Here is a 13,516-nt window from a genome sequence, read left to right as displayed (position 1 = left end):
CGAGGTGGACGGTGCAGCAAGCCCAAGGGGAAAGGTCGGACGAAGTGTCGGTGCAGCGCTTCCTGGGGGCGCTGGTGCGTCACGCTCCCTTTATCGCCGCCTGCGGGGTGGTCATGGGGGCCGCGAGCTACTTCGTCTCCGCGCGTCAGCCGCCCGTCTACGAGGCGACGAGCAGTGTGGTCACGGTGCAGCCGGGCAACGGCAACTCGCTGCTCAGCGCCACCCTGATCACGGCCCCACCCCTGCCGGCGGGGGCGGTCGAAGGGGCACTCCACAGCGAGGGGCTGGTCAATGACATCACCGCGCGGCTGCGCCGGGCACCGCTGGGGCGGCAGGAGGCGCAAACTCTCGCGGCGGCCCTGCACGGTGAACTGGCCCGGGGCCACTTCGGGCGCGTCACCGTCCGGGCCAACCTCAATCCGCAGGGCAACGGTGTCTATGAGATCACCGCCAGCGCCGAGACGCCCCTGGCCGCCCAGACCCTCGCCAACGCCAGCGTGTCCGCCCTGCTGCGCTGGGACACCGGGCGCGCGGTGCAGAGCGTGCAGCGGGCGCGCACCGCGCTGGACAGACAGGTCGCCTCGCTGACCCGCCGCATTCGCACGTCCGGGGACGCCCTGGTCACGCGCACCCTGGAGGACGCCCGCAACGACGCGGTCGGGCAGGTCGCCCAGCTGGAGGAACTCGGACAGGCGGCCAGCGGCTCGCTCGCGCTCCTGTCCAGGGCCGTGTTGCCCAGCACCCCGGCGGCACCGACCCCGGTCCGCAGCGCCCTGCTGGCCTTTCTCGCCGCCGCCTTTCTCGCCACGCTGGCCGCGTTCGGCTGGGAAGCCGCGCGCGAGCAGCGGCAGGGAACGGCCAGCCGCCGGGGCGGGGTCCCGGTGCTGGGCCGGCTTCCCCGGCGGACCCGCGGCGAAGCGCACAGCCTGCTGGACCAGGCCGTCCCCGGGGCGGGAGCCTCAGCCCACGACCTCGGGCTGTTGAGGGTGAATCTGAGGGTCCACCTGATGAACACGCCGCAAGTGGTCGTCACCCGCACGTCGTCCGGCACGGGAACCAGCGCGGTGACGGCCCTGCTGGCCCGCAGCCTGGCAGACGAAGGGCAACGGGTCCTGATCGTCGACGCCCGCCGGGACCCGGCGGACCAGCCGGACCCGTGGGCCACCCAACCGGTGAACGACCCGCCAAAGGGCGAACGGCCCCACTCAGGCACAGCCCACGACCTCTCCCCCACCGCCCCGGGAATCGATCTGCTCCGCCCAGAGCACCCGCCGGCAGGCCCCGGGGTCAGGCTCTCCCCCGAGAGGCTGGCCGACCTGCGCCGCGCCTACGACATCGTCCTGATCGACGCCGCGCCCATGACCGAGTACGCCGACGCCCTGCTGTTCGCCGCCCGCGCCGGCGTCCTGGTGCTGGTGACTGCCGAGGGCAGGACCGGTCAGGCCGAACTCGGGGAGGCGCTCGGCCTGGCCCGGACCGCAGGCGTGCAGGTGGCGGGCCTGGTGCTGACGCCGGGCACCGGGAAGGGAGCCACCCGCTTTCCGGCAGCCCGGCGGGCCGTGGGGCCTTCCCACCGGACCTCACCGGCGAAACGCAAAGGCTCCGAGGTGACCTGATCTGGATGCGCTCTGCCCCCAGGGCGGAAAAGAGGCTGACCCGGGGGGCACTGTCGCCCTGCCAACTCTCGGCCCGCCCGAGTCCGCCGACCTCCAGACGCCCGAACCCAGCTCATACGGATTCCGTCCAATTCCTTTCCTTCCGGGACAGCGCCGGAAGTAACTCCATCTTCCGGAACCCGTAGTTTCCCCTTCTCGCGTCCGCTGGGATTGAATCACTCCGTCAACGATTCAATCGGAGTTCCTATCAGGCGACCCCGGAGCCGGCCGGCTCGGAAGGACGCGGCGGGGTCGGGGGTGGGCTGTCCTGCGGGTCGCTGCCCGGCAGCGGCGCCCCCAGCCACCGCCAGGGAACCCTGTTCAGCACGATGCCCAGCACGGTCGCGCCGCCCACGTGGGCGAGGCCGAGCGCACGCTCCAGGTCCAGCCGCCCGAATCTGGTCGCCTCCACCACCAGCACCAGCCGGCCGGCCGGGCCAGCCAGGGTCAGGGCGGCGGCAGATTCGGTGAGGGGAGGGGCGTCGATCAGCACGACGTCGTAGGCGCTCGACCAGCGGGTGAGCAGCGCCGCGAAGGGCGGGGCCGCGACGAGACGGGCCGGGCCGCCCTGCACCCCTCCCAGGCTGAGGAGGTCGATGCCCTGCGCCACCGTTCGGCCCTGCACGCCTTCCGAAAGCTCGGGAGCGGGGAGGGCCTCGCTGCGCGTACCTGCGGCGGGCCACATGAGGGCCTGGCCCGGCGAACAGGCCGCGTCGACGATCAGGACCCGCTGCCCGGCATCGGCCAGACCTTGGGCGAGCAGCGCCGTGACCCGGCTCGTGCCCTGTCCGGACCGCAGACCGGTCAACACGAGCCGCCTGACCCCGGGCCGCAGCCGCACGGCCACATTGACCCTCAAAAATCCGGCGGCCCGCCGCACCGCCTCTCCGCGAACGCCCTTCAGCCCCGCCCCGGAGCCGCCCCGAGGAAGCCGGGGAAGCCAGCCGAGGACCGGCGCCCCCAGGTCGCCCAGATCATCCGGCCGGCGCGCCCGGGGATGCAGCGCGTCCCAGACCAGCGCGGCCACCGCGCCGAGGAAGGTGGCGGTGAGAAAGGCCAGCAGGGCATTGCGCAGGGGCAACGGGGACACTGGCGCAGCGGGCGCCACGGCCCGGGCCAGCCGCGAGAGGGTGCCGTTGGCCGCCTGCCCGAGTTGCTCGAGCAGGACCAGACGCTCGGCGGCCCCCTGCCGGGCATACGACAGCGTTTGCAACTCGGTGGTGTCCGGGGCGGCGGCGATGCGCCGGTCCAGGGCCGCGACTTGTTTTCTCAGGCTGTCACGCGAGCGCACGACACCAGTCACCGCCCGGGCCGTGTCCCAGTCCAGCAGGGCGGACACGCTCGCGTTGGCCAGCACCTGGGCCGCCGCAGGCGTTTCGGCGTGCGCGGCGATCTCATACACGCCGTTTTGCAGGGTGTTGAGCCTCGGCCGAACCTGAAGCCGCGCAAACTGCCGGGTGGTCAGTTCGCGCCGCAGATCACCCCCGATCCGCTGCACCAGCGGCGGCGGCAAAGCAGACTGCCGCAGGTGGACGAGAATGCCTTCCACCATCCGCTCGCTGTGCATCGCCTGCTCGACCGCGCCCTCGGGCAGGGCCGGCGCGGTCGTCAGCAGGGGATCGCCGCTCTCGACCTGCACGGCCAGCACGCTGCTCGTCGCCTCGTAGACGGGCGGTTGACGGGCAGAGCCGCCGTAGGCCAGCAGCGCAAAAAAAACGCCACTCCCGAGAACGAAGGGGGCGTATTGCAGCAGCACGCCCAGGAAGCGCTGAAAGGTATAGGCCTCCGGGTTGTGGGGCTTCGCTGGCTGCAAAAACCACCTCGGGGAGCGGGTTGGGAACCAGGTCAGCTTAGCAAATTCCCCGCCCGACCTTCAGACGCGGCCGCCAGGCACAGCGGCCAGACAGGCGCGAGGTGGCCCCGATCAACAGGGCCACCTCGGCACTCAGGCGAGAACACGGACGCGGCAGCCGCGCCGCAGGTTTCAGGGTTACAGAATGCAGGTTACAGGGAGCCGTTCACACCGGTGTTGCTGTAGGCCGTGTAGCGGGTCCCCGGAATGATCTTGACCTGGGCGTTGCCGAAGCTGTTGTTGGTGAACACGTGGCCCGAGCCGTACGCTTCCAGCGCGATGCTGCTGTTCAGGAAGCGCGAGCCGTTCAGGGTGACGTTGTCCACCGCGCCATAGGTGCTGTTGTTGCGGATCGCGAAGGCCGGACCCAGGTTGTTGTAGCAGTGATCGAAGGTCACGTTGTCGAAGGTGATGTTGCGGGTGCCGGAGGCGCTGGAGTTCTCCACGCGGACGCACCAGCGGGCCGCGTTCTTGACCGTTCCATTCTTGAAGGTGGTGTTGGTGATGCCGCCCCGGATCTCGATGCCGGTGTCGGTCATGCCCGTGAAGTTGAAGCCGTCCACCACGCAGTCGTCCACGGCATCCTCGAACATCACGCCGTACTGCCCGTTCCTGGTAGCGGTGTGGTTGATGTCGTACAGACGGCAACCGCGAATGGGGCCACCCGCCGCGACCGGGAGCTGAATCTGGACCGCGCTGTGCCCGACGCCGGTCGCGTACACCCCACGCACCGTGATGTAGTTGCTCTGGATTTTGACCAGGCGGCGGCCGATGTTGTTGCCGGTCACGTTCGTGACGGTCGTGCCGTCGCTGCCCGCGCCGATAAAGACGCCGTTGCCGTCCGGCGGCTGCGTGTTGGGATTGTTGGGGTCCGGCGGCATAATGTTCCACGCGGTGACGTTCTCGACCACCGTCTTGGGGGCGAGGCGCACCAGCACCGCGCTCGCGCCGACAAGGCCGTTGATGTCATGGGCCTTGAACCCGCTGATGCGGCTGCCCGTGCCACGCATGATCCAGATCCCGAAATCGGTGAGATTCATCGTCTCGACGTTCGAGACGGTGATGGGGTACCCGTTGTTCAGGATGCCGTTCTTGGAGCGGGCACCATCGATGATCAGGTCGCGGATGGTCGCGCCCGCGCCGGTCGCGTTCACGACGACCTGGAGCGGTGTGGTGGCCACGAGGCGACCTCCCGCCAGGGTCTTGCCCGCCGCCAGATTGATGCTCGAACCGATCCGGCAGGTACCGCTCAGGGTCACGACGCTCTTGGCGGCGAGCTTGCTGCGGATGGCAGAGAGATCGTCACTGACCGAGTCGCAGGCCACGTCAATGGCCGCCGCAGAGGCGCGGGTGCCCCGAGCGGCGAGGTCATCTGCCGGGGAGCTGTCGCCGGTGGCCGGAGTGCCGCTGTCCGCGACGGGCTGAGCTGCGGTCTCGGTCGGCTCACCGCTGGTTGGCGTACCGGCCTGCGTCTGCGTGGTAGGCGGCAGATCAGAAGATGCGGGCACCTGGCCGCAAGCAGCAAGCAGCGCGGTCAGGCCCAACACGCCAAAGGCACACTTGATCAGGGTAAGGTCACGGGTAGGACGGTGCATGAGTTCTCCTTGAGGCAAGGGACGCCTGACCGGTGCAATACAGCGCGGTCAGCGACATCCATGTCGCCTCTTCCAATGAGGTAAATTTCACAGCTGTCATCAGAACCGACAACACATGTAAGAGTTGTCTTCCGATTCAATGACGACCAACCGGATGAACCTTACAGGAAGGATAGTTAAAATAATGTGAAGAAAGATGTTAGAAAGCCCACAACGTAACGAAGGCCGCCTTGTTTTTAGAAGTTTTTCGCTTCCATCTTCTGATTTTGTGAGGAATCAAGCGTCTGTTTGCGGAGGCTTAGCCTAAACCTTCAAGCGGGCCTCAGCCACTCCTCACCCGCCCCATTTCTCACCGGGAGCCGGTGCAGAAACGTGGGCCAGCCCTGGTCAGCACCTGCTGTGCCCTGGAGGACAGGCGGCAGGACCTCATGGCGTGAAGAGTGCCCTCTAGCGAAACGGCACGGGTCCGGGCCAGGACTGCACGTAAGGAGCGCGGCGGGGCCGCGTCCACATCAGACCCTGGGATGACGGGATGCGACGGTGCCCAGGACGCTGGGAAGGGACAGGTCCAAACCCTCTGACAGCCCTTCAGCGCGTGTCCTTGCTGACGCTTCCCGGATGCCCTGCCGAGGTGCCATCCAGCAGGCGGGGGCTGCCGTGCCGTGAGCGGGTCCTTTCTCCTGATAGACCGCTCCGGAAAGCTCGGCAGGGTGAAGCAATAAAATACGTTTTGGTGAATAGATCCGTGGGGGCCGAGCTTCGGTCCCAGCCACCCGTCCCCTCCGGTCCAGATCACGGCCCACGAAATAATGTTGCGCCTACCACAACTGGACAACTGGCCTGGGCAATTATGCAACGTGTGTAGTCTCTAAACCTACCGCGCCTTGCGCAAGCGGGAGAGGAGTGCCTGATGGACCAGACCCACACACACCAGCCAACGCCGCAGGAAATAGAGGCGCTCAGCCAGCAGGGCCTGTACCGGCGCGAACACGAGCATGACGCCTGCGGGGTCGGCTTTATCGCCCACCTGCGGGGCCGCAGAGACCACAGCATCGTTATGCAGGGCCTGAGGATTCTGGAGAACCTCGACCACCGGGGGGCCGTGGGGGCCGACGTGCTGATGGGCGACGGCGCAGGCATCCTGATTCAGATTCCCGACGAGTTCTACCGGGCCGAGATGGCGAAACAGGGCGTCACGCTGCCGCCGCCCGGCGACTACGGCGTCGGCATGATCTTCCTGCCCAAGGAACATGCCTCGCGCCTAGCGTGCGAGCAGGAACTGGAACGGGCGATCCGGGCCGAGGGGCAGGTCCTGCTGGGCTGGCGCGACGTCCCGGTCAGCCGCGAGATGCCCATGTCCCCGGCGGTCCGCGCCAAGGAACCGGTGATCCGTCAGGTGTTTATCGGGCACGGGCCGGACATCCTGGTGCCCGACGCGCTGGAACGCAAACTGTATGTGATCCGCAAGCGGGCCTCGCTGGCGATCCTGCGCCTCAAACTCACGCACGGGCGCGAGTACTACGTGCCCAGCATGTCGTGCCGCACTGTGATCTATAAGGGCCTGCTGTTGGCGACCCAGGTCGGTGAGTATTACCTCGACCTGGCGGACCCCTCGGTGGTGTCGGCCCTGGCTCTGGTTCACCAGCGGTTCTCCACGAATACGTTCCCCGAGTGGTACCTCGCGCACCCCTACCGGATGGTGGCACACAACGGCGAGATCAACACCGTCAAGGGCAACTTCAACTGGATGCGTGCCCGCGAGGGCGTGATGAAGTCGCCGGTGCTGGGGGACGACCTCCAGAAGCTCTACCCCATCAGCCTGCGGGGGCAATCCGACACCGCGACCTTCGACAACGCCCTGGAACTGCTGACGATGGCGGGCTATCCCCTCGCCCACGCCGCGATGATGCTGATCCCCGAAGCGTGGGAGGGCAACGAGCAGATGGACCCGCAACGCCGCGCCTTTTACGAGTACCACGCGGCGATGATGGAGCCCTGGGACGGTCCGGCCGCGATGGTCTTCACCGATGGCCGGCAGATCGGCGCGACCCTCGACCGCAACGGCCTGCGCCCCGCCCGCTACATCGTCACCAACGACGATCTGGTGGTGCTGGCTTCCGAGTCGGGCGTGCTGCCGATTCCCGAACACAAGATCGTGAAGAAGTGGCGGCTTCAGCCCGGAAGGATGTTCCTGCTCGACCTCGACGAAGGCCGCATCGTGGACGACGAGGAACTGCGGGCGCGGTACGCTTCGGCCAAGCCCTACCGGCAGTGGATCGAGAACGTGCGTGTGCGGCTGGACCAACTCGCGGCAGATGGGGAAGTGCCCGCCTTCCGTGAATCGCTGCTCGACCGCCAGCAGGCATTCGGCTACACCCAGGAAGACCTGAAGTTCCTGCTGAACCCGCTGGCCGCCGCCGGGGAAGAAGGCATCGGGTCGATGGGCAACGACTCGCCGCTGGCTGTTCTTTCCGGAAAGAACAAGCTCCTTTACAGCTACTTCCGGCAACTGTTCGCCCAGGTCACCAACCCGCCCATCGACCCGATCCGCGAACAGGTCGTGATGTCGCTGGTGTCCTTTATCGGCCCCAGGCCCAACCTGCTCGACATCAACGCGGTCAACCCGCCCATGCGGCTGGAGGTGGCGCAGCCGGTCCTCGACTTCGCGGACATGGCGCGGCTGCGCGGCATCGGGGGACAGACCGGGGACAAGTTCCGGCCCTACGAGCTGGACATCTGCTATCCGGCCTCCTGGGGCCACGAGGGCGTGGAGGCCACGCTCGCCTCGCTCCAGGCCCAGGCGGTGGACGCGGTCCGCAGCGGGCACAACATCCTGATTCTCACCGACCGGGAGATGGACCGCGAGCACGTCGCCATTCCCGCGCCGCTGGCGCTGTCTGCCGTCCACCAGCACCTCGTCCATCAGGGGCTGCGGACGACGGCGGGCCTGGTAGTCGAGACGGGGTCGGCGCGTGAGGTGCATCATTTCGCGGTGCTGGCCGGTTACGGTGCGGAAGCGGTTCACCCGTACCTCGCGCTGGAGACACTGGCGGCGCTGCATCCGGACAGGCCTGAAAAGGCCGTCGCCAACTACGTCAAGGGCGTGGGCAAGGGCCTGTCCAAGATCATGTCGAAGATGGGCATCAGCACGTATATGTCCTACTGCGGCGCCCAGATTTTCGAGGCCATCGGCCTGAGCGAGGCGCTGGTGCAGAAGTTCTTCCGGGGCACCTCGACCCAGGTGGGCGGCATCGGGGTGTTCGAGGTGGCGGAAGAGGCGCTGCGCCTGCACCGTGCGGCCTTCGGGGCCGATCCTCAGCTCGCGCACAAGCTCGACGTGGGTGGCGAGTACGCCTGGCGGGCACAGGGCGAGGAACACATGTGGACGCCCGACGCGGTCGCCAAGCTCCAGCACGCCGCGCGCTCGGGCCGCCCGGAGACGTACCGCGAGTACGCCCGGATCATCAACGACCAGTCGCGCCGCCACATGACGCTGCGCGGCCTCTTCGAACTGAAGACCGACCCCAGGCAGGCCGTTCCGCTCGAAGAGGTCGAACCGGCCTCCGAGATCGTCAAACGCTTCGCCACCGGCGCGATGTCGCTGGGGTCGATCAGCACGGAGGCCCACACCACCCTGGCCGTTGCGATGAACCGCATCGGCGGCAAATCCAACACCGGCGAGGGCGGCGAGGACCCGGCGCGCTACCGGGCCGAGCTGCGCGGTGAGGGCATTGAGGCTGGGACACGCCTCAGCGACCTGCTGGGTGCAGGCCGCATCGAGGCCCCGGCAGACTACGCGCTTCAGGCCGGCGACTCCCTGCGCTCCAAGATCAAGCAGGTCGCGTCGGGCCGCTTCGGGGTCACCACCGAATACCTGGTGTCCGCCGACCAGATTCAGATCAAGATGGCGCAGGGGGCCAAGCCCGGCGAAGGCGGCCAGCTTCCCGGCGGCAAGGTCACCGACTACATCGGGATGCTGCGCCACTCGGTGCCGGGCGTGGGCCTCATCTCCCCTCCCCCGCACCACGACATCTACTCCATCGAGGACCTCGCGCAACTGATCCACGACCTCAAGAACGTGAACCCGCAGGCGGATATCTCGGTTAAGCTGGTCTCGGAGGTCGGCGTGGGCACCATCGCGGCGGGCGTGGCGAAGGCCAAGGCCGACCACGTGGTGATCGCGGGGCACGACGGCGGCACCGGCGCTTCGCCCTGGTCGTCGATCAAGCACGCCGGATCACCCTGGGAACTGGGCCTGGCCGAAACGCAGCAGACGCTGGTGCTCAACCGCCTGCGGGACCGCATCCGGGTGCAGGCCGACGGCCAGATGAAGACCGGGCGCGACGTGGTGATCGGGGGACTGCTGGGCGCGGACGAGTTCGGCTTCGCCACCGCGCCCCTGGTCGCGGAAGGCTGCATCATGATGCGCAAGTGCCACCTCAACACCTGCCCGGTGGGTGTGGCGACGCAGGACCCGCAACTGCGCCAGAAGTTCGCGGGCAAACCCGAACACGTCATCAACTATTTCTTCTTCGTGGCCGAGGAAGTGCGCGAGATTATGGCGAGCCTCGGCATCCGCCGCTTCGACGATCTGGTCGGGCGCTCGGACCTGCTGGATACGCGCAAGGGCACCGAACACTGGAAGGCGCGGGGCCTGGATTTCAGCCGCGTGTTCCACCGGGCCGAAGCGTCCGACCTCGCGCGGCGGCACTTCGGGGAGCAGGACCACGGGCTGCACGGCGCCCTCGACAGGCAACTGATCGAGAAGTGTGCGCCCGCCCTGGAACGCGGCGAGAAGGTCAAGTTGCTGGAGGCGGCACGCAACGTGAACCGCACCGTCGGCGCCATGCTCTCGGGTGAGGTGATCCGCCGCTCGCCCGACGGCCTGCCCGACGACACCATCTTCATTCAGATGGAGGGCAACGGCGGCCAGAGCTTCGGCGCGTTCCTGGCCCCCGGGATCACGCTGTACCTGATCGGGGACGCGAACGACTACACCGGCAAGGGGCTGTCCGGCGGGCGGGTCGTGGTGCGGCCCAGCATCGACTTCCGGGGAGACGCGGCCCGCAACATCATCGTGGGCAACACCGTGCTGTACGGGGCGACCTCGGGTGAGGCGTTCCTGCGCGGTGTGGCGGGCGAGCGCTTCGCGGTGCGCCTCTCGGGCGCGACGGCGGTCGTCGAGGGCACCGGCGACCACGGCTGCGAATACATGACGGGCGGGACGGTGGTCGTCCTGGGCCGCACCGGGCGCAACTTCGCGGCGGGCATGTCGGGCGGCATCGCCTACGTGTACGACGAGGACGGGGCCTTCGCCCAACGCTGCAACCCCGCGATGATCTCGCTCGACCGGGTGGTGCCGCAGGCCGAGCAGGAAGCCTCCACCCCCCGCAAGTTCTGGCACCGGGGCCAGACGGACGAGGCGCAACTGCGCACGCTGATCGAGGACCACCACCGCTGGACCGGCTCGCTGCGCGCCCGCGAGCTGCTCGATGGGTGGGACGCGGCGCTGCCCCGCTTCGTCAAGGTCTTCCCGCGCGAGTACGAGCGCGCCCTGGGCGAACTGAATGCCGGGGCCGGCCACCCCGAACCCGACGAGACCCGCACCGCGCCTGTCGCCGTCCGCTGAAACCGAGTTCGCTGAGACTGGGAGAAATCAATGGGAAAAGTCACCGGCTTTCTGGAGCACCGGCGCGTGAAAGAGACCTATGAGCCGATCGACGCGCGCCTGAAGCACTACAAGGAATTCGTCCTCGAACTGAACGTCGAGCAGGCCCGCGTGCAGGGTGCGCGCTGCATGGACTGCGGCATTCCGTTTTGCAATGGGGCCTGCCCGGTCAGCAATCTGATTCCCGACTGGAACGACCTGGTCTATCAGGACGACTGGCGAAACGCCGCCGAGCTGCTGCACGCCACCAACAACTTTCCCGAGTTCACCGGGCGCGTCTGTCCCGCCCCCTGTGAGGCGGCCTGCACCCTGAACCTGATCGACGAACCGGTGGGCATCAAGTCCATCGAGCGCGCGATCATCGACCGGGCCTGGAGTGAGGGTTGGGTGGCTCCCCAGCCGCCGCCCTTCCGGACCGGCAAGCGGGTCGCGGTCGTCGGCTCGGGGCCGGCGGGGCTGGCAGCGGCACAGCAACTGGCGCGCGCGGGCCACGAGGTCACCGTGTTCGAGAAGAACGACCGGCCAGGCGGCCTGCTGCGCTACGGGATTCCCGACTTCAAGCTGGACAAGGCGCTGATCGACCGCCGGGTGGCCCAGCTGGAGGCCGAGGGCGTCACCTTCCGCACCGGCGTGCTGGTCGGGTCGTTGCCGGAAGACTCGAAGGTGGCCAACCTGGCCCGCGAAACTGTGTCGCCGGGCGAACTCCAGCAGAAGTTCGACGCGGTGCTGCTGGCGGGCGGGGCCGAGCAGCCGCGCGACCTGCCGGTGCCGGGCCGCGATCTGCGCGGGGTCCACTTCGCGATGGAGTTCCTGCCGCAGCAAAACCGGGTCAACGCGGGCGACGAGCTGGAAGGACAACTGCACGCCGGGGGTAAGCACGTCGTGGTGATCGGGGGCGGCGACACCGGCTCGGACTGTGTGGGCACGTCCCACCGTCACGGGGCCGCGCACGTCACCCAGTTCGAGCTGCTCCCCATGCCCCCCGAGCAGGAACACAAGCCGCTCACCTGGCCATACTGGCCGCACAAACTCCGCACCAGTTCCAGCCACGAGGAAGGCGGCGAGCGCGAGTTCGCCATCGGCACCAAGGCGTTCCTCGGTGAGGCCGGTCAGGTGACGGGCATCCGGACGGTGCGTCTGGCCTGGGAAGGCGGCAAGATGACCGAGATCCCCGGCACCGAGGAGGACCTTCCCGCCGACCTGGTGCTGCTGGCGATGGGCTTCGTGAGTCCGGTCGCGGGGATTCTCGACGCCTTCGGTGTCTCCCGGGACGCGCGGGGCAATGCCCACGCCACGGCGGAGGCAGCGGGCGGCTACGCGACCAATGTGGGGGGCGTGTTCGCGGCGGGCGACATGCGCCGGGGCCAGTCGCTGGTGGTCTGGGCCATCCGCGAGGGGCGGCAGGCGGCCCGCGCGGTGGACGAGTTCCTGATGGGTGTCAGCGACCTGCCCCGCTGAACGCCCCCGGACCCACCCGGCTTCAGGTCCACGCCTGGGCCGGGTGCTCTGCTGCAAGGAGGCTCCTCCCTCCAAGCACCACGTTCGGGGAAGGCTTCAGGGGATGCGCCGGAAGACAGACGGCCACATGCCCTCGGTGTCCCTCTCCCCTTTCCCTTCCTCCAGCTGGCCCCGGCGCACCAGTTCCTCCACCAGTGCGCCCGTCTGGTCGAGCAGCAGGAGGGCCTGGACGGGGTTCAGCCGGGGATACAGCTTCAGGGTCAGCTCCCGCACGGTCAGGGGCCTATCGCTGGCGTCGAGAACGGCCTGGAGCTTGTGCGCGTTCCGTTCCCGCAGTTGCCGGAGACGGCCCCGCCAGTCGGTCATCGGCCCCCCGTGACTTCCGAGCGCCAACGTGACCCCGTCCAGGGCGGCGATCCGGTCTAGCGACGCCAGGTAGTGAGCCAGCCCACCCCACGGCTGCGCCCGCTCCGCCCGGAGCGGCGGAGAGTTGTGGGGCAGCAGGTGATCGGCGCTGAGCAGGACATCGTCCAGTTGCAGGCAGACCTGTCCCCCCGCATGACCGGGGGTATGGATGACCCCGAAGTGCCCGTCGAGCCGCTCTCCGCCTTGCAGGACCGTCTCTACCGCGACGCCCACGGGGAGCATCAGATGGCCCGCCCGCTTGCGCATCCGGGCAGCATACTCGTCACCCCCGATGCCCGCCCAGCGCAGTTCTTCCTCTACACCGAGGACCGCTGCCTCACGGGCGGCCTGCGGGTTCTGGATGGTCGGCGCGGCCACCCGGTGCGCCGCCACCGGTGCATTCGTCAAGGCCCGCACGAAGGGCAGTCCGGCCACATGGTCGAGGTGGGCGTGGGTGATGACGATGCGTGACAGCGTGTCCCAGCTCCACCGCTCGCCCCACTGTTCCCGCACGGCGGCGAGGCCCGCCATCAGGCCCTCCGTACTCCCGCTCTGGCTGCTGCCCGTGTCAATCAGGGCCGTGTAGCTGGGCACGTCCCGCTCCCCGATCACCACCAGGAACACGTTCACGCTGAGGTGGGGAAAGGCGTCCAGAGTCAGCGTATAGACCCGCGCGCCGCTGCACGTGACATGCCGGGCCAAGCGGGGGGGAGAAAGGGCAGCGGTCATGTCTCAACTGTACGGGCTGCCACCGGATCTGGAGCAGAGGGGGACGCACCTGACACCGGGACAGCAGCCACAAAAGCCCGACGCCAGGGGACAGCGGGCCTCCAGAGACCTGTGTTCTTTCCGGAAAGAACAGGACCATTGGGCTGCCGCAACC

General features: G+C 68.4%; 6 protein-coding genes. 3 read left to right on the top strand and 3 right to left on the bottom strand.

The window, feature by feature from the left end:
• Positions 1-11 precede the first annotated feature (11 nt).
• The gene (locus tag DEIPH_RS08830; protein WP_152544869.1) at positions 12-1,616 is read left to right on the top strand and encodes a hypothetical protein; all 1,605 of its coding nucleotides are present in this window, start codon (positions 12-14) and stop codon (positions 1,614-1,616) included.
• A 247-nt stretch (positions 1,617-1,863) separates the two neighbouring features.
• On the opposite strand, the gene DEIPH_RS08825 is transcribed toward DEIPH_RS08830, so the two are convergent.
• Together DEIPH_RS08825 and DEIPH_RS08820 are read right to left on the bottom strand one after the other, a co-directional pair.
• A complete protein-coding gene (locus DEIPH_RS08825; protein WP_051517268.1) occupies positions 1,864-3,468 on the bottom strand; it encodes a cellulose synthase operon protein YhjQ/BcsQ in 1,605 nt (534 codons plus the stop codon).
• 191 nt (positions 3,469-3,659) lie between these two features.
• Positions 3,660-5,102 (bottom strand): right-handed parallel beta-helix repeat-containing protein, encoded by a 1,443-nt coding sequence (locus DEIPH_RS08820; protein ID WP_034356960.1) that lies wholly within the window; start codon positions 5,100-5,102, stop codon positions 3,660-3,662.
• A 910-nt stretch (positions 5,103-6,012) separates the two neighbouring features.
• Here DEIPH_RS08820 and DEIPH_RS08815 point away from each other — a divergent pair.
• Both DEIPH_RS08815 and DEIPH_RS08810 read left to right on the top strand, forming a co-directional pair.
• Entirely contained in the window at positions 6,013-10,731 is a 4,719-nt protein-coding gene (locus DEIPH_RS08815; RefSeq protein WP_051517267.1) for a glutamate synthase-related protein, read from the top strand.
• A 30-nt stretch (positions 10,732-10,761) separates the two neighbouring features.
• On the top strand, positions 10,762-12,228 hold the full coding sequence (locus DEIPH_RS08810) for a glutamate synthase subunit beta (protein ID WP_034356958.1): 1,467 nt from the start codon (positions 10,762-10,764) through the stop codon (positions 12,226-12,228).
• Between the two features lie 96 nt (positions 12,229-12,324).
• On the opposite strand, the gene DEIPH_RS08805 is transcribed toward DEIPH_RS08810, so the two are convergent.
• A complete protein-coding gene (locus DEIPH_RS08805; protein WP_034356955.1) occupies positions 12,325-13,362 on the bottom strand; it encodes an MBL fold metallo-hydrolase in 1,038 nt (345 codons plus the stop codon).
• Between the last annotated feature and the right edge of the window lie 154 nt (positions 13,363-13,516).

Source organism: Deinococcus phoenicis, assembly GCF_000599865.1.
Classification (GTDB): Bacteria; Deinococcota; Deinococci; order Deinococcales; family Deinococcaceae; genus Deinococcus; species Deinococcus phoenicis.
Note: the sequence above shows the minus strand (reverse complement) of the source record. Positions and strands in the feature narration are given on the sequence as shown.

Bases quoted from the DNA above. Each gene is read 5' to 3' on its own strand.
- DEIPH_RS08815 (WP_051517267.1), top strand. From the start codon at position 6,013: ATGGACCAGACCCACACACACCAGCCAACGCCGCAGGAAATAGAGGCG.
- DEIPH_RS08805 (WP_034356955.1), bottom strand. From the start codon at position 13,362: ATGACCGCTGCCCTTTCTCCCCCCCGCTTGGCCCGGCATGTCACGTGC.
- DEIPH_RS08810 (WP_034356958.1), top strand. From the start codon at position 10,762: ATGGGAAAAGTCACCGGCTTTCTGGAGCACCGGCGCGTGAAAGAGACC.
- DEIPH_RS08820 (WP_034356960.1), bottom strand. From the start codon at position 5,102: ATGCACCGTCCTACCCGTGACCTTACCCTGATCAAGTGTGCCTTTGGC.